This is a genomic window from Kordia jejudonensis (genome assembly GCF_001005315.1).
In the GTDB taxonomy this organism is placed as follows: Bacteria; Bacteroidota; Bacteroidia; order Flavobacteriales; family Flavobacteriaceae; genus Kordia; species Kordia jejudonensis.
Genome location: NZ_LBMG01000027.1, coordinates 77,060 through 94,414, shown reverse-complemented (window position 1 = coordinate 94,414; position 17,355 = coordinate 77,060). Strand labels below are relative to the sequence as shown.

Annotated in this window: 17 protein-coding genes; 7 read left to right on the top strand and 10 right to left on the bottom strand. The window is 33.8% G+C overall.

Annotated elements, in window-relative coordinates:
• Positions 1–39: 39 nt before the first annotated feature.
• Entirely contained in the window at positions 40–240 is a 201-nt protein-coding gene (locus AA089_RS14030; RefSeq protein ID WP_046757583.1) for a hypothetical protein, read from the bottom strand.
• Positions 241–442: 202 nt separating this feature from the next.
• On the opposite strand from AA089_RS14030, the gene AA089_RS14025 reads away from it, so the two are divergent.
• Positions 443–1,336: an ATP-grasp domain-containing protein gene (locus AA089_RS14025; RefSeq protein ID WP_046757582.1), complete on the top strand. Its 894-nt coding sequence runs from the start codon at positions 443–445 to the stop codon at positions 1,334–1,336.
• 163 nt (positions 1,337–1,499) lie between these two features.
• Here the strand turns inward: AA089_RS14025 and AA089_RS14020 are convergent, their stop codons facing one another.
• From AA089_RS14020 to AA089_RS23745, 3 genes are all read right to left on the bottom strand, one after another.
• Entirely contained in the window at positions 1,500–2,162 is a 663-nt protein-coding gene (locus AA089_RS14020) for a YkgJ family cysteine cluster protein (RefSeq protein ID WP_046757581.1), read from the bottom strand.
• Positions 2,163–2,164: 2 nt separating this feature from the next.
• Entirely contained in the window at positions 2,165–2,761 is a 597-nt protein-coding gene (locus tag AA089_RS14015; protein WP_053002437.1) for a hypothetical protein, read from the bottom strand.
• 61 nt (positions 2,762–2,822) lie between these two features.
• Positions 2,823–4,355: an eCIS core domain-containing protein gene (locus tag AA089_RS23745; RefSeq protein WP_053002431.1), complete on the bottom strand. Its 1,533-nt coding sequence runs from the start codon at positions 4,353–4,355 to the stop codon at positions 2,823–2,825.
• A 168-nt stretch (positions 4,356–4,523) separates the two neighbouring features.
• On the opposite strand from AA089_RS23745, the gene AA089_RS14005 reads away from it, so the two are divergent.
• Together AA089_RS14005 and AA089_RS23740 are read left to right on the top strand one after the other, a co-directional pair.
• The gene (locus AA089_RS14005; protein WP_046757580.1) at positions 4,524–6,872 is read left to right on the top strand and encodes an AAA family ATPase; all 2,349 of its coding nucleotides are present in this window, start codon (positions 4,524–4,526) and stop codon (positions 6,870–6,872) included.
• A gap of 3 nt (positions 6,873–6,875) precedes the next feature.
• Positions 6,876–7,775 carry a retron system putative HNH endonuclease gene (locus AA089_RS23740; RefSeq protein WP_053002429.1) on the top strand — a complete coding sequence of 300 codons (900 nt, stop codon included), beginning with the start codon at positions 6,876–6,878 and terminating at the stop codon, positions 7,773–7,775.
• 124 nt (positions 7,776–7,899) lie between these two features.
• Here AA089_RS23740 and holA read toward each other — a convergent pair whose 3' ends face one another.
• Complete coding sequence (gene holA / locus AA089_RS13995; RefSeq protein ID WP_046757579.1) at positions 7,900–8,904, bottom strand: DNA polymerase III subunit delta; 1,005 nt, start codon at positions 8,902–8,904, stop codon at positions 7,900–7,902.
• Between the two features lie 58 nt (positions 8,905–8,962).
• Here holA and AA089_RS13990 point away from each other — a divergent pair, with 58 nt between their 5' ends.
• The 3 genes from AA089_RS13990 to AA089_RS13980 all read left to right on the top strand — a co-directional run bounded on the left by AA089_RS13990 (position 8,963) and on the right by AA089_RS13980 (position 11,334).
• A complete protein-coding gene (locus AA089_RS13990; protein WP_046757599.1) occupies positions 8,963–9,412 on the top strand; it encodes a type I restriction enzyme HsdR N-terminal domain-containing protein in 450 nt (149 codons plus the stop codon).
• 104 nt (positions 9,413–9,516) lie between these two features.
• A complete protein-coding gene (locus tag AA089_RS13985) occupies positions 9,517–10,509 on the top strand; it encodes a glycosyltransferase family 2 protein (protein WP_046757598.1) in 993 nt (330 codons plus the stop codon).
• Between the two features lie 12 nt (positions 10,510–10,521).
• Positions 10,522–11,334, top strand: coding sequence for a hypothetical protein (locus AA089_RS13980; protein WP_046757578.1), 813 nt, complete (start codon positions 10,522–10,524; stop codon positions 11,332–11,334).
• Between the two features lie 6 nt (positions 11,335–11,340).
• On the opposite strand, the gene AA089_RS13975 is transcribed toward AA089_RS13980, so the two are convergent.
• Positions 11,341–12,465 carry an APC family permease gene (locus AA089_RS13975; RefSeq protein ID WP_046757577.1) on the bottom strand — a complete coding sequence of 375 codons (1,125 nt, stop codon included), beginning with the start codon at positions 12,463–12,465 and terminating at the stop codon, positions 11,341–11,343.
• A 253-nt stretch (positions 12,466–12,718) separates the two neighbouring features.
• Here AA089_RS13975 and AA089_RS13970 point away from each other — a divergent pair, with 253 nt between their 5' ends.
• Positions 12,719–13,603 (top strand): OmpA/MotB family protein, encoded by an 885-nt coding sequence (locus tag AA089_RS13970; RefSeq protein WP_046757576.1) that lies wholly within the window; start codon positions 12,719–12,721, stop codon positions 13,601–13,603.
• A gap of 92 nt (positions 13,604–13,695) precedes the next feature.
• On the opposite strand, the gene AA089_RS13965 is transcribed toward AA089_RS13970, so the two are convergent.
• The 4 genes from AA089_RS13965 to mltG all read right to left on the bottom strand — a co-directional run bounded on the left by AA089_RS13965 (position 13,696) and on the right by mltG (position 17,353).
• Positions 13,696–14,220 carry a glutathione peroxidase gene (locus AA089_RS13965; RefSeq protein WP_046757575.1) on the bottom strand — a complete coding sequence of 175 codons (525 nt, stop codon included), beginning with the start codon at positions 14,218–14,220 and terminating at the stop codon, positions 13,696–13,698.
• Between the two features lie 93 nt (positions 14,221–14,313).
• Entirely contained in the window at positions 14,314–14,802 is a 489-nt protein-coding gene (locus tag AA089_RS13960) for a hypothetical protein (protein ID WP_156169023.1), read from the bottom strand.
• A 41-nt stretch (positions 14,803–14,843) separates the two neighbouring features.
• Entirely contained in the window at positions 14,844–16,298 is a 1,455-nt protein-coding gene (locus AA089_RS13955) for an FAD-binding oxidoreductase (RefSeq protein WP_053002426.1), read from the bottom strand.
• Positions 16,298–17,353, bottom strand: coding sequence for an endolytic transglycosylase MltG (mltG, locus tag AA089_RS13950; protein WP_053002425.1), 1,056 nt, complete (start codon positions 17,351–17,353; stop codon positions 16,298–16,300). The genes AA089_RS13955 and mltG overlap by 1 nt, the downstream gene beginning before the upstream one ends.
• Positions 17,354–17,355: the final 2 nt, after the last annotated feature.

Here is a 17,355-nt window from a genome sequence, read left to right as displayed (position 1 = left end):
TTCTTCCGACCATGACTGACCGAAGTTCGCTTAAAAAAATCATCCAGTTGTAAAACTACACCACGATGGGAATGTTCTACACGTGTGATCTCCTCCATCTGTAAACCAAACAAAGTCGTCATCATTCGGTGGTCCAATTGGCTCATCGCCTCCATTATCAGGAGCTCTACCAGCTAATACACTAAAGCTAGAAATTGACTTCTTGTTTAGTTTTAATGATTTAAGATTCTTTTTTTTCATAATATTAAAGTTTTAAGATTATACGTAACAGTTCATTGAATCTCAAAACGTTACCCAAGCGAAACTATTTTTATTTTAGTGATTGGTATTTCTAACAAAATCGTTTTAGAAATAACGAATACGATTCACAATTTAGATTACGCTAAAGAAAGTCTGTTAATTACCAAGAGCTTTTTATATTTGTGAAAGAAAAATTCATACTATGAAACCCATTGATGTTGTTGTTCTGACTGACAAAAGATATACAAATCCTACGGAAACAGATGCGTATATAGACAATGTACTGTTAGAAGATCAATTGGTCAAAGAAGCGTTGGAAAAAGAAGGATTAAGCGTCTTAAAATTAGCTTGGGATGATCCAAATTTTGATTGGAATACTACTAAATATGCACTTTTTAGAACTACTTGGGATTATTTTGATCGCTTTCCAGAGTTTGCCAATTGGCTGAAAATTGTTGAACAAAAAACGATTCTATTAAATTCTGCAAAAACGATTCATTGGAACATTGACAAGCATTATTTACAAGACATTGCCAAAGCTGGTGTCAAAATTGTTCCAACGCATTTTATGGAAAAAGGAGATACACGCACACTTGCCGAATTGCATCAAGAATTGGGTTGGAAACAAACCGTGCTAAAACCTTGTATTTCTGGAGCTGCAAGACATACTTACAAATTGAATCTGCAAACCCTTGAAAAACATGAAACCTTGTATCAAAAGCTAATTGCTGAAGAATCCATGATGTTGCAACCATTTATGGAACAAATTATTACAAAAGGAGAAATTTCGTTAATTGTAATCAATGGAAGCTATACACATGCGATTCTAAAAAAGGCAAAAGCAGGCGATTTTAGAGTGCAAGATGATTTTGGCGGAAGTGTTCATGAATACAATCCCAGTCAAGCTGAAATTGACTTTGCGGAAAACGCTGTAAAAGCGTGCATTGAAGCACCAATATATGCGCGTGTGGATATTATTTGGGATAATGATGACAAGTTAGCCATTTCTGAACTTGAATTGATAGAACCCGAATTGTGGTTTCGTCACAACAATGACGCGGCAACGCAATTAGCGAAAGGAATTGCTAGTTTGTAGATTGATGTATAATTTGTGGAGTTGTTGATTCGTTGATTCGTTGATTCGTTGATTCGTAATATAAACTACTAAACTTACAAATATCCTTTGTTGTTCATTTGTTTTTCGTGAAGTTGGAATTTCTCAGTATTGTCATTATCAAATTATCAAATTCACAAATCAACTAACTCTTAGCTTTGTATTCAATTTTCTGTTCAGGAATCATATACACACCTTGCAATTGAATTTTTCGTTCTTGCAAATTGTTTTCAATCCATTCAGTATTGAGTTCCATTTTTTCAAAATTGGTCCAAATACGCGAATCGTCTGCACAACTGTACTTTCTACATACTCTTGGACGATCGTTGTAAATAGAGCAACATTGTTTGTGTTCGTCTAAATGTGTACAATATCCAGTTGATTTCTGTCTTATATAATACGGCTGACCTAAATCCCACTTTGACGTTCCGCTTTCTATTTCATCGACAGATAAGGCAAAATTGAGTTTACAACAAACACCTTTACAAATATGCATGCGTTCATCACAATTTACAGGGACAAAATCGTCTTTTTGTTCTTCTCCATCAACTCTAATAGCAATTCCAGCATGAAAATGTTCTTTCCGTGCTAATGTTTCTGTACGTACGTTTTGTACAACTTCTTCTAGCTTTTCTTTTTTGACTTTTCCATCGTCAATTAAGGTGTCAATTAAGCCATATAAAAACGATTCTATTTCATTGATACGTTCTGCCTGATTACTCAACGAACTATGCGTAAAATACCCTGAACGCTCTAATTGACGTTCTAATTCTTGTACAATTGCTACATCTTGATTTAGTGCGTCCATACTTATTCGTTTTCTAAAAGTTCTTGTAAGCGTTCAATTTCTGCATCTCGTTTGTCAAAATCTTGATAAAACGTCATAGGTATATTTTTGATTTTCGAAATATAAAATGCTGCGAAGTCTTTGATACGGTATTGATAGGAATTACCTATAGTGGCTCCTTCACTACCATCATAAAAAATCTTATTATCAGTATCCTCTAATAATTTCATCAGGGAAGGAATTGCCTCATTTCCAAAAGAAACGTACTGCTTTCCTAATTCTCCTAAATCATCTTCTTCGTATAAAAAGCCCCATAAATTTCCATTTAATTGCATTGAATTATCAAACTTTTCACTTGTATGTCTTAAAGCATAAGAATATACATTCGATAGATTCTTATAAAATACTGTATCTATTTTATTATCGAATTCTAACAAAACAGTTGCTGCAAGAAACTTAGATTTTAATGAAGTATCGGAGCTTTGTATTACCTTTTTTAAAGTTTCACGTTGTTTACCATTATTCCAAACTTTGTTTGAAATCACTGTATCTTGAATTTGATACAGATCAAAATAATTATATTCTAATAACTTTTCTTCTAATAATTCAACTTGTTTCATCTTGTTATCATTTATACAGCCATAGCAAAATACTAGACATAGAATTATAAAACATTTTATATTAACTTCTCTCATCACTTAACGTTCCTATGTCAGCAGCACTAACGGTTAATCGATTACCAACAAAATCTCCATCTACTACTCTAATTTCTCCATTAACTGCTGCCGTTGCATTTCTTACGATTACTACTCGTGTATTTGCTGGAATTGATAAAGGTGGACCCGTAAATCCTGGAGGGTTAATTGCTGTAATTGATGAAGTTGTGAGTTTAACATCGGGGACAGGTAGATTCAACGTATTTGCCCCTGTTGAACTTTTTGAACTATTCCAAATTTCTGCTGCTTTTAAAAATGTAGAACTTGGAACTCCTTTAGATAAAACTTTGAATGGAATTAATGAATGCGTACCAGAAGCGTCAGTTTTCCATCCCCATCTAACTGAACCGTAATACATTCCTTGATCAACACCTTTAATAGCTAAAGCTGTAGTTTCAAAAATCTGAGAAGAATTTTTACTCATATTTACACTTCCAACGCTTGGAGCATCAGATAATATAGCATCTTTATTTTTATGAGTTCCTGATGAATCAGTAAAATTATATCCCAATTGATATGTAGCATTAGCATTTGGATCAAGCTTTCTTAGCCCAACTTTTGTTGGACTACCAGAAGAATTATTATCCATAGGAGTATCCTGTAATGTTTCTCCTGCAGTCATTATTCTAGATCCATATATAGGATTATTTCTTTTTTTCAACCTATCAATATGTGTCCCTTCATCTGAAACTCCTTGATCTGAAATATTTTGTGCGTCGCCGCTCTGAATAGCATGCCCTTTATAAAAATTATCTGAATTCAAATAAAAAGGATTTCCTTTATTAATGGCATGATGAGTTTGAGTCAAGCCAATCATTTCTGCATTTACTGAACTTTTAGGTTCAAATCGTAATACTATATCTAAACCTCTTCTTCCACCTCCTCCAGAAGTTAAAGCGTACGTATCATCATAAAACTTTCCCATATGAGTTTCTTGCATTGCCATCTGCACCACATTACTTTTAGCCTGAGCTGTTCGCACATTACTTCGCATGCCCAAACCAGCAGATCGATATTTGGAAACAGCTTCTCCTCTAGCCGCTTTTCGCCCAAAAGTATCTGCTTCGCTTTCCAAACTACGATCGTCATTGATCATAACACCTTTTTTCAAAGCTTTGGTCGGTTTTACAACACCTGCACGCTGTTGTGCAATGTGTGTAAACTCGTGCCCAATTAAATTTTGTCCTGAAGTTGAACTCGGATTGAATTCGCCTGGTGCAAAATGAATTTGCTCAGATTGTGTAAAAGCACGCGCTTTCATCTGAACCGCTTTTTGTGAATTGGTATGAATGCCAACATTTGAAAAATCGTGTCCCAATGAAGTTTCCATATTCGACTGTAATTTCGCGGGCAAACTCTTATGCTGCTTTCCAGTAGTTTTTGGAGGTGTAAAACTATTGGAATCTCCTTTTGGCTTTACAAACGATTTCCCTTCCTTTCGTTGTATGACAGTATTCGTTTTTTCTTGCTGTTGTTTATTTTTTCTTGCTGCTTTCATGTCTGCATTTTTATTGATCTCTTTAGAAGAAATAATGACAACACAATGTACTGATATTAATACAATTGTCTTAGGGGAAAAACACCGTATTTACATTTAGCGTTTTGTTTCTTGTTATTTTTCACGTACTTTAACTAACATAAATTTACGCTACCTAAATACTACATTGTGATTAAAGTTGACAGACAAAAAATTGATAAACCAGAATTTTTCTATTCAAAAGAATACGATCGTTTACAGCAAGAAATAAGCGATTTTTATGGAATGCGAAAAAATTCACGCTCGCAACGTACGTTTACAGTTGGATATCTTCCTGACCAAATTATTGATCCGTTAGCGAAACTTTTTGAGTATAAATGTGCCTTTTGCGAATCTACTTTAATGGCAAAAAAACCAGGATATGAAAGTTATTTGCATCGTTTTCGTCCCGATAGTTATTCGCAAGGATTTGATAGTAAGGAAATTGCTCCTGATCATTATTGGTGGTTAACCTACGAATGGGAAAACCTATACATGTGTTGCCACAGTTGTAGCCGATTTAAATCGAATATGTTTCCTGTTGATGGAAAACGTGCTGCTATTCAAACACCACATGAGGAAATCGCTACAAAGGAAAAAGCACTTTTGATTGATCCGTGCGCAGATGATCCTAACCATTATTTTGCTTTTGACATTTCTACATGTGAAATTACACCGATTAAAGATGCTTTAAGTGTGCTGTTTTCCTCGCAAATAGATCCTTCCGTGTTATTTAATTCTGAATACAATAAACAAAAAGCCAAAGCAACGATAGAAATTTTTGGACTCAACAGACAAGATTTAATCGAGGAACGTAAAATTGTACGTGTCAAACTTAGTGATCAGTTTAATAAAATATCGAAAAGCCCAAAAGAGTTTTACAATATCATTGTAGAATGGAAAGAAATTATAAATGATGATTCTTCAACAAATCATTCTTTATTCAGAAAAACAATCATTCATAATTATTTAAACGATAAAAAATCACAAAATCGATTGGGTTCTGTAATGAGTGAGTTTGAAAGCTATATTTCTCCAAATTTAGAGGATATAACCCAACAAGATTCTTTCTTAAATATTAAACAAGAAGCGCCACAAGAAAGTATCAAAGGAGGTTTTGACTTTGATGATTCATTTCCAATGTCAGCTGGAAATATTGCACCATTAGAAGAAGTTTTCATCGAAGAAGAAGATATTTTCGATGGAATTCTTAAAAATGTATACTTAGATCGAATTATCTTAAAAAATTTCAAATGCTTTTCAGAGTTAACCCTAAAACTGCCCGATTATTCCGATGATACAAGTTCGGAACCTTGGCTGGTATTTTTGGGCGAAAATGGCGTCGGAAAAAGTTCTGTACTCAAAGCTATTGCACTTGCCCTAATGGGACAAAAATATTTAGACACGTTGAATATTGAAGTGAGCGATTTGTTGAAATATGGAAAACAAAAAGGCTTCATTCAAGTGTATGGCAAAGGAAAAGATGAATTTTATGAAATTACGTATAATAAAAAAGAAAACAAAATAGTTTCAAATATCCATCATCCAGCCGCATTTCTTATCGGTTACGGCTCTACACGATTGTTACCCGTTGGAAATCTCGATTGGGAACGTGGTCATCCCAATTATATAAAAGTAAAAAATCTATTTGATCCTTCTGTTTCGTTATCCGATGCAAAAGATTGGTTTCTAAATACAGATCGTAAAACCTTTAACGAAGTTTCACGTTCATTGAAGAATTTATTGTTGCTAGAAGACAAAGATTCTATTCAAAGAAGTATTGCCAACAAGCAAATTTTTATCAAATATGACCAAACAGGCGATACAATCAATATTGATCATTTAAGTGATGGTTACAAAACCGTTTTTGCCATTGCCATAGATATGATTCGCACCTTATCAGAAGAAAATATTGTATACGGATTGGCCGAAGGAATTGTATTGGTTGATGAAGTTGGTACACATTTGCATCCACGTTGGAAAATGGAAGTTATTGAACGGTTACGCGGAACATTCCCAAAAATTCAATTCATCATTACCACACATGAACCGTTGTGTTTACGAGGAATTAAAGCAAATGAAGTAGTCGTTTTACGAAAAAATGAGGAAAATAACATTGAAGTACTTAGCGATTTACCCGATCCGAGTAGTTTGCGAATTGATCAATTGTTAACCTCACAATATTTTGGGTTGAATAGTACGATGGACATTCATACAGAGCGATTATTTAAAGAATACTACGAATTATTAAGTATTGATGAAAGCAATCGTACAGAAAAACAAATTGCAAGCATTAAAAGCTTAAAAAAACAAATTGACGACAAAAATTACATGCGTTTTGGAAACGATATTCGAGAAGAACTCATTTATCAAGTGGTAGATGAAATGATGGCAAAAGGCATGCGTAAGAAAGATTTGAAAATAGAAACAGAAAATATTAAAGAGGAAACCATCACACAAGTGCAAGACCTTTGGGATGAAATAGATATAAACGAGTAATATATGATTTTCATAGACAGAAATTCGGTTGATGTGCCTGATGTGCTTGTAGATGAAAACGGCAAAGCTAAAAAAGAATTAGATGCCGCTATTGCACATTTTACAGGTCCAAACAAGCATAAAACCTACGATAAATTTAAAGTATACAGAAGTCCAACAGTAAAAGCAGCACTTATTGAAATGAGTCATGGAAAATGTGTGTATTGCGAAAGTACTTTCTTAAAAACGTATGTGGGAGATATTGAACATTTTCGTCCAAAAGGCGAAATTGAAGAACTAAAACCAACAGGAAATTCAAAACCTGGCTATTATTGGTTGGCAGCCGATTGGAATAATTTGTTATTATCCTGCCGAAATTGCAATCAAAAATCAAAACAACGTACTGAAAACAATGCTGCGTTGCGAAGCATGGGAAAAATGAATCAGTTTCCATTACTCGATGAAGCGCACAGAGCACGCACGCATACGGATGATTTACAAAAAGAAGAAGAAGTGCGATTGTTGATAAATCCCGCAGTAGAAAATCCTGAAGATTATTTCAAATATGATATAAATTCTGGTGTCATGCAACCAAAAACTTCGGAACAATTGATACAAGAACGTGCAAAAGCTTCCATCAAAGTATTTGCCTTACAACGTGTAAAATTAGTGCATTCGCGAGAAAAAAAAGCGATTGAAATCAGCGCACAAATGCAAACGGTTGAAAATGCATTGCGCACGATGAATCAGTTTTACAATGCTGCTGACGAAAGTACGCATCACTTAAAAGAAAACTTAAAATTTCAATTGAAGCGATTAAAGCAATTTTTAGGTAAAAAAGAGGAAAATCTAGCGTTAGCGCGACAAATGATCGGAAAGTTTATGAAAACGAATTTTAATAAAGACATTCGTGCTTCAGGTTAATTTATTGTATAGTATTGAGTATTGAGTATTGAGATACTAGTATTGAGATAGACGAGTAGAAAAAATCATGAACATTAAACCTTAAATCTTTGAATTTTGAATCTTTGAATTGAGCATAGCGAAGTTAATTCATAATCTTTACAAGCAATTCTTTCAACAAATCGCCATTGGACAAATTACTTGCGCCAACACCTTTACTTTTTACGTCCATTTCACGTAAAGTAGCCACAATTCCACTTACTTTTTTCATTGGATAATTGCGTGCCGCAGCTTGATATTCTTTCACAAAATACGGATTGATTCGCAACACAGAAGCTACATTTTTGGCATTATGATCGCGTAAACCGTGATATTGTAACAATTGCGAAAAGAAATTAAATAACAACGAAACTGTTACAACTGTAGGATTGTCTTTTGGATTTTCGGCAAAATATCGAATAATTCGGAAAGCCTTTTGAACATCTCTATCGCCAATAGCTTTTCGTAATTCGAAATTGTTATAATCTTTGCTAATTCCGATATTTTCTTCAATGGCTTCTGGTGTAATTTCGCTTCCAACGGGCAAAATCAGTTTAAGTTTCTCCAGTTCGTTGTCAATCTTACTCAAATTCGTTCCTAAAAATTCTACTAACATTTGTGCGGCTTTTGGCGTAATTTGATACTTTTTGCCAGCCAACACTCTACGAATCCAATCGGCAACTTGATTTTCATACAGTTTCTTGCTTTCGTACATCACGCCATTTTTCGCAGCAACTTTGTACAATTTCTTGTTTTTGGCAATCTTTTTATACTTATAACAAATTACCAACACCGTTGTAGGTTGCGGATTTTCAAGATAGCCAACCAATTTATCAATTGTTCGCGATAAATCTTGGGCTTCCTTTACAATAACCACTTGTCGTTCTGCCATCATCGGATAGCGTTTTGCATTCGCAACAATATCATCTACAGTTACATCGCGTCCGTACAACACCATCTGATTAAACCCTTTTTCCTCTTCTGCCAATACCTTTTCTTCAATATATTCGGCAATTTTGTCAATATAATAGGCTTCTTCGCCCATTAAAAAATAAATAGGTTTTATATTTCCTTTCTGAATATCAACGACAATCTGTTTTGCTTCTTCCATGTATGACAAATGCGGAATTGTATTGGTTTTCGATGCACGAATCGTTAGTTTTGTGCGTATGGAACCTTTGAATTTTCCAAAATATACATTCCGCTTCAAAAATAGGGAAAATAAAATCTATATTTTTGATGCGATTCGGAAAAAATTTATCGTACTAACTCCTGAAGAATGGGTCAGGCAACATACGGTACAATTTCTTTTGCAAGAAAAAAAGTATCCGATAAGTTTGATAAATGTTGAAAAAGAACTCACATTCAACGGATTAAAGAAACGTTATGACATTGTCATCTTTAATTCGGACGGAAGTATTTTTTTAGTGGTAGAATGCAAACGCAGTACAATTACCATCAATCAGCAAACTTTTGACCAAATTGCACAGTATAATATGATCTTAGAAGCAGAATATTTGATGGTTACCAATGGCTTGCATCATTATTACTGCACAATGGATTATGAAGAAAAACGCTATGATTTTTTACGAGACATACCGGATTATCGAAGGTTTTAGTTTTGGGTCTTGGGTTTTTGGGTCTTTGGGTTTTGGGTTTTTGAAGTGAAGCGAAAAAAATTGTATCGAGAAATATAGTAAAAACGAATTTTAAACTATTGAATTTGAATAAAATAGCTGTCGTCATTTTAAACTGGAATGGAAAAAAACTATTGGAACAGTTTTTACCATCTGTCATTGCGTTTTCTAAAGAAGCGACTATTTATGTGGCGGATAATGCTTCCACAGATGATTCTATTGCTTATGTTGAAGCAAATTTTCCAGCAGTTCAACTTATTCAAAATGCTGAAAATGGTGGCTATGCCAAAGGATATAACGATGCATTACCACAAGTTGAAGAGGAAATTTTCTGTTTATTAAATTCAGATATTGAAGTGACAGAAAATTGGCTCGCTCCTATCCTATCGGAATTTGAATTGCATCCTGAAACGGCAATTATTCAACCGAAAATTCTCGATTTCAAACAAAAAACACATTTTGAATATGCGGGCGCAGCTGGTGGATTTATTGACAAATATGGGTATCCCTATTGTCGTGGACGAATTTTTCACACTTTGGAAGAAGATACGCAACAATACAATGATACGACTGAAATTTTTTGGGCATCTGGCGCATGTTTTTTTATTAGAAAAAATGTTTTTGAAGAATTGAACGGTTTGGATGAAGACTTTTTTGCACATCAAGAAGAAATTGATTTGTGTTGGCGAGCTTTTAACTTAAATTATAAAACCAAATACGTTGCAGAAAGTGTTGTGTTTCATGTTGGTGGCGCAACCTTAAAAAGTACAAATCCTCAAAAAACCTATTTGAATTTTAGAAATTCATTGTGCATGCTTGCGAAGAATCTTCCGAAAGGAAAACTATTTCCTATTATCTTTTCACGTTTAACTTTAGATGGAATTGCGGCACTACAATTTTTAGTCAAACTACAATTTAAACACTTTTTAGCAGTCATAAAAGCACACTTTCATTTTTATGCACGTTTGCCTAAAATGTTAAAGAAACGTCAAAAAATACAACAAAAACAGTACTTTCAACACAACTCAATTATATTTTCATACTTTGTAAAAGGAAGAAAAATCTATTCAGAATTATAATCAGTTAGTTGTTTGAAAAAAGTTGTTTTCATCGTTTCATTGCTTTTCAACTTTACTCTTAGCGCTCAAAACGCTTCTGAGCCGATTGTACATACTTTTAATGAAATTATCAATTATGTTCCGAAAAACTTTCAAACTGATACTATTGATAAACCTGAAAACAATCGTATAGAGACACAATTGATTACTATTGTAAATTTAAAACTTTACTATGTTTATAAGAAACGTAAAAATGCTTCTACAGACGAAATTCAATGGCTAGATGAACGAATTGAAAAATTGGCAACTGGACTCTTTCTTGATGGAAAACGGATTTTAATTGGACAATATGGAGGTGCTTCAGGTTGTCCTACTGACAAACTTATAGATACTATTCAATTGAAAAACACTACTATTACAAATTTGAATTTTTGTTATACGTGTACAGAACCAAATATTGATGACGATTTTATTGAAGTTTTCAACACAAAAATGTATCATTTAATGAAAATTACGCCGCCAGACGGAAAAACATTTTGGTTTTATGGTACGTATAAAGGCAAGGCTAAAAAACGTTCAAAAATTAAATTGATCATAACAGACGAGCGAAAGTTTAAATTTTGGATCTATAAAAAACATCACAGTACCGATTATACTGAAGGTTTCTGGAAAAATAAAAACGATACGCTCATTTTAAATTCTAAAAAGTTAAATAAAACAGATAGCATAGAGCATATACTTTCAAATGCAAATTGGATAGAGTTCAACGATAAAAAGTTTATTCTTAAGAGAAACAAACTACTCGATTTAACACGTAATAAGTGGAAATTGAAACGAATGCAATAATCTAATTTACTTCCGCGCCATTTGAATTATCGTAGCCAAATCGTTACTCTTCATCGTTGTTTCTACAAATGCAACAAATTCATCACTTTCATAATATTGTGATTGTATCATTGTTACCGTTCTTTTTTCGCCTCCTTCTACTTTTTTATAGCCTTTCTCCATCAATGCTTTCACAAAATTATCTGCGGAAATATAATCACACATATATGCAATTTCTTTATCATCAATAAATTTAAGCGCTGCATCTTTGTTTTCATTATACCAAACACCTGAAGAAACATCTTCTCGCCAACCAAACGAAATTTTGTTCAGTCCCGTAACACTTGGTATAAAATCTCCCGTCAGTATAGCTTCAAGATCTTCTGGCAGTAAGTTTCGTTCTTCGGTATCAGTAAATTGTCGGATGTTATCTTCTTGCGTCAACAATCGCATAATCGACGGATATTTAGACGAATAGATAATATTTACACGTTGATCTTGGTAATACCTATTAAATTCAGAATTCCCTACTTCTGCTTGTACTTCTTTTGTTTTGCCATTTTTTGTAGTGTATCGAACGACAATCGTGGAATATGTTCCTGTTCCCGAAGTCGTAGAAATTCCTGAAATAATAATTCCTTCGGTTCGGACTTGCGTTTCTGCTAAAATTCGCTCTTCAACGGCGTCAAATCTGGCAGAAAGAATAAAGAATAGTACAATTGCAGGAATGATGGCAATTGCAAAAGAGGAAGTGTAGTCGACAGGAAGCTTATCTTCAACTTCCATTGCTACTTTTTCAGGCTTCCATCTATTGAGATATGTCAATGCAATTACCGTGAAAATAGTTACAAAAATTACGCCGACAACTGCCATAATAATTGTTACACCATAAATATCATATTCTGGAAGTATAAACATGAAAAATACAAACGACAGCACAGCTAATGAAAGAAATATGGCAAAAATCATTTTATTTCTAGCAGGTAACTTTTGAAGTTTTTCGTCTTTGATATTTTTTTTCGCTTCCGCGAGAATTTCATCTTGTTGTGCTTCTGAAAGCCCTTTACTTCCTAGGTATTTCTTTATTTGGTATGAATATTCATTGCGTTTAATTCGCTTGGTAATTTCTGCTAAAAGGTCTTTTCTTTTCATTATACGGTAAATCGATTAATACATCTGAGTATCAAATGAACATAAAAAAGGAAAACTATCAAAATAACAGTGGCGTTAATTCGCGAATTAAGACTAATTTCACAGGATAATAATTACAGGATTAATACGTTATCTAGTTTCTGATTTTTTAAAGGTTTAAAAGTTTGTTAATCCTTGTAAAATCAATATCATTTTTAATATTTTTGAACTTAATTTAGAAAAAAACCGTTTTAATAATAAAAAAATAAGATTTATGAAGAAGATTCTTTTATTGACAGCAACTGTATCTATTTTGCTATCATCTTGTGTTTCTAAGAAAGAGTTTGCCGATTTGGAAGCTAGACATAAGGAAACCAAAGATTTATTAAATTCTGCAACCGTAAAACTAAACGCATGTTTGGAAGAAAAAGCCTCTTCATCTGCACGTGCGGAAGCCTTACAAGATCAGGTGCAAGATTTAAGAAAAGCAAATAGTGATTTGAAGGAAAACAATCAAAGTTTGATTCAAAACACAAGAGACATGACTGTTTTGACAACGAAAGGTGCTGAAAACCTTGAAAAGTCGTTAGAAAGCATGAAGGAGAAAGATTTAAAAATTACACGTTTACAAGACGCGTTGAATAAAAAAGATAGTGTGACGTTAGCAATTGTTTCTAGCTTGAAAAAAGCGGTTGGAATTGACGATCCAGACATTGAAATCAACGTAGAAAAAGGTGTTGTATTTATTTCTATCGCAGACAAATTGTTATTTAAAAGTGGAAGCTATAACGTAACTTCTAAAGCGAAAGAAGTATTGGCAAAAGTGGCTAAGGTTGTAAATAGCAAGCCAGATTTTGAATGTATGGTAGAAGGTCACACTGACAATGTTCCGTATAAAAAAGGAGATGTTTTACTTGACAACTGGGATTTAAGTGTAAAAAGATCAACGTCTATCATTCGAGTTTTACAAGATCTTGGTGTCAATCCACAACAATTAATTGCAGCCGGAAGAAGTTCGTATGTTCCTTTAGTTGAGAACGATACACCAGCAAATAGAGCAACAAACAGACGTACACGAATTGTTGTACTTCCTAAAATTGATCAGTTTTACGACATGATTGAAAAAGAAATGAAAACACTTTCAGCAGAAGGAAAATAAGATAAAAAGCAGCAGCTATTTATATAAAAAAAGCGCTCCACAATTGTGAGAGCGCTTTTCTTTTGTAGTGTTTATTTTATAGTTTGAAATACTTATAAGTGTTTCGTAATTTTTGAACTCATCGGTTTTGTAAACGAATAGTAATAATCGATTAGCTTTCCTTTTTCGTCTACTAAATATTTTTGAAAATTCCACTTAACGCTAGAATTCTTTCTACCGTTCATTTTTCTGGAAGTCAACCATTTGTACAGCGGATGTTGATCTTTTCCTTTGACATTCAATTTTTCAGTCAGTGGAAAATTAACTCCAAAATTTACACTGCAAAACTCCTGAATATCAGCAGCATTTCCTGGCTCTTGATTCCCAAACTGATTGCATGGCGAACCAATTACGACCAATTCGTCTTTAAAAACATCGCTCAGATTTTGCAATTCATTGTACTGTTTCGTGAAACCACATTTGGAGGCTACATTCACAAAAAGTAGTTTTTTTCCTTTAAAATCTGCTAATGACATTGGATTTCCTTGCAAATCGTTTACTTCAATATCATACAATGAAATAGGTTCGGTTTTATTGGAAATATTCGATTTCAATTTGGCTTCTTTTGTTACTTTCATAATCAATTACATAATATCAAATTAGACTGTTTCACAAAAATAATCATTCTGTTTAACTAATTAAGTTAAAAGTTAAACAAGATTATAATTATTTCAATGTGTAGAATTAATTTTCTCTTCTAACTCCTTCATTCCGAGTTCAATTTCTGGTTTTAATTCAAACTCTTTACATTTTTGAATGAGTATTTTTGCCTCATCATAATTCTTCCTTGAAAATTCTATAGAAGCTAAGCTAAACAAAACTATTGAAGTATCATTTTTAGTGCGCAATCCTAAGGCTAGCGCTTCGTTTAGTTCTGAAAATGCTGTATTCCACTGTTGCTTTTCAGCGCAAATAATTCCTTTCGTAAAGTGATAATATGCCTTTTGACCTTTGGACAATTTTTCAGGTCTTTTTGTTTGTAATAATAAAACTTCTGCTCTATTTATATTTTGCCTTTTTAAATGTTGAAATGCCAAATAGACTGTTCCAGATTTTTCATATCCATAAAGAAGTAAAATTGCCGATACCAAAATCAAGACAGGAAACAAAACATGACCTTTTGTAAAAAAAACAATGGCAAGTACAATGTAAAAAATCACTAAAAAAAATCTTAGTCTAGGAGTAAACATATTTGTTAATATTAAACCGTAATACTCTGCGGATGCTGTATCCGATTATCAGGATCAAGTTGTTGTTTTATCTGCTGTAATTCTGGAAGGTATTTTCCATAATACGCCGTTTGCCAATCTTTGAAATTGATATCTGGATAGTTTCTATAATGTTTGCGAATACCATGATCGTAAAAACGCTGTTGAATTTCTTGAAACGCCGTAACTAAGCGTTCTTCTTGCGTTGGTTTTTCCCAATACGATTGCAATTCCGACCAAAACGGTAAACCTCTGTGTGGAAATACCGAACGTTTTTCTAAGGATTTTGTATTCACGTTTCCACCAACCGTATTTACTTGATAAATTAAGCCGCTAGTTGAAATTACTTTTTCAATAACGTCATCTATGCAACCTTCAATTTCTGAAAAATCTTTGTACAATCCTGCGCAAGCATTTTTAAAATACAACGGATGTTGCACACCATAAAACGTTTTTAACGCAGTTGGTAATGCGCGTTTGCTGCCAATTGTTCCTTTGTTAGAAATCTTTTTTAAGGCATTGTACACTTTTAAAACGTCCGCTTCTGCCCTTTCATCATAGTTTGTTATAAGAATTGTCAAGGTTTTTCCGTTTAGCACGAATGCTGAAAAACTAGATTTTGGCAAAGTTTCCGCCAATTCAAACCACGTTTTGAGTAAATTTTTAGCTCGTTTTGTATCAAGTTTATACGATTTGCATCGAAAAGCCTGAAAATATTTCGGTGCTTGATAGGTTCTGAATTCCATTTTAGTGATGACACCAAAGTTTCCGTTTCCACCACCTTTACAAGCTTTTAGTATTGCCGATTTGCCAATTTCTTCATGAATATTTCCGTTTCCATCAACCAAGGTAATGGCTTCCAAACTATCACACGTTAAACCATATTTACGACTAAAAAAACCGTATCCGCCACCCAACGTTAAACCACTGATTCCAACAGTTGCACACGAACCAGAAGGCAAAATGCGTTGTTTTGGCAGCAATTCGTCATACAATTCTTTGAGTACGCAACCTGTTTCTACCATAATACTATGATCGTTATTCCACTGCATTTTTTTCATTGCAGAAACATCGATAACCAAACCGTTATTGGTACTTGAAAAACCTTCAAAACTATGTCCACCACTTTTCACAACGACTTTTACATCTTTAAAAATGGCAAATTTCATGGCGGCAACAACACCTTCTGTACTAAAACATTGTGCAATAAATGTAGGCGCTTGTTGAATTCGTTTGTTAAATCGTACAGCTAATTCTTGATATGCTGCATCCGCTTTTTCGTAGATTTTGATGTGATCAGGAAGCAATTCAGGCATCTTAGGCGTTGTATCTTCTTCCGTGGTGTTGCCTTTTTGTTCCTTTTTATCATTTGCACAAGACCAAATCGTGTATCCGATTCCGCCAAGGATAATTAATTTTGAAAAATCTCTACGATTGTATTTAGACATTAGCGATAAATATTTCGTTCGTTCAGCGCTTTGTGATATTTACGTGCATTAATTTCGTGCTGTCTGTTGGTTTTGGCAAAGTTAGAATAGCCCGAAAAGTCTTCTTTCGCACAGAAAAAGATGTACTCGTGCTTTTCATAATTCAATACGGCATCAATGTATTGTTCCGACGGAATATAAATTGGTCCTGGCGGCAATCCTCTATTTTTATAAGTATTGTAAGGAGAATCGAGTTCTTTGTCTTTGTTTAGAATACGTTTGATTTCGAAATTGCCCAAAATCCACTTCAATGTCGGATCGGCATCTAAAGGAATGCCTCTTTTCAAACGATTTACGTACACACCAGCAATTTTTGGCGCTTCGTCCATTTTTATCGTTTCACTAAGTACAATGGAAGCTAAAATAGATACTTCCGTTTGCGACATGTTCATTGCTTTTGCTTTCGCTTTGCGTGCTGGCGTCCAAAAACGTTTGTATTCTTTGGCGAGTTTGGCAATTAAGTCATCCGCAGAAATATCCCAATATGCATTGTACGTATTCGGAATAAACATTGTATTGATGGTTGTCGGAGTAAAACCGTATTTGCTAGTAAATTTTTCGTCTGTGATTCGTTGTAAAATATCTTCCGCTGTTAATTCGAGATTTACAGCAATTTTTTCAGCAACTTCTTTCTTTGTTCGTGCATTGTTAAAGGTAATTTGCACTTCTCGTTCTCCGTTTCCTTGGCGTAAATTTTCTAAAATAGTACTGTAAGTTACCGCTTTTGGAAAGCTATATTTTCCAGCTTCTAGCGTGCTTTGTTTTAGATTTCTAAACGCTGCATATTCGCTAAAATTGTCAACATTATCAATGATGCCATTCGCTTTCAAATTTTGCATCACTTCTGAAAACAACGCATCCGTTTTTACATAAAAATCAGTATCTTTTGTAATGGGAGACGTTTTCTTTCCATAGAAATACATGGAAGCTTTTGGATATACAAATACAGAGGCTATTCCTATAATTACAGCCAAAACGATGAGTATAACTGCTATTTTGCTACTTTTTTTCTTCACTA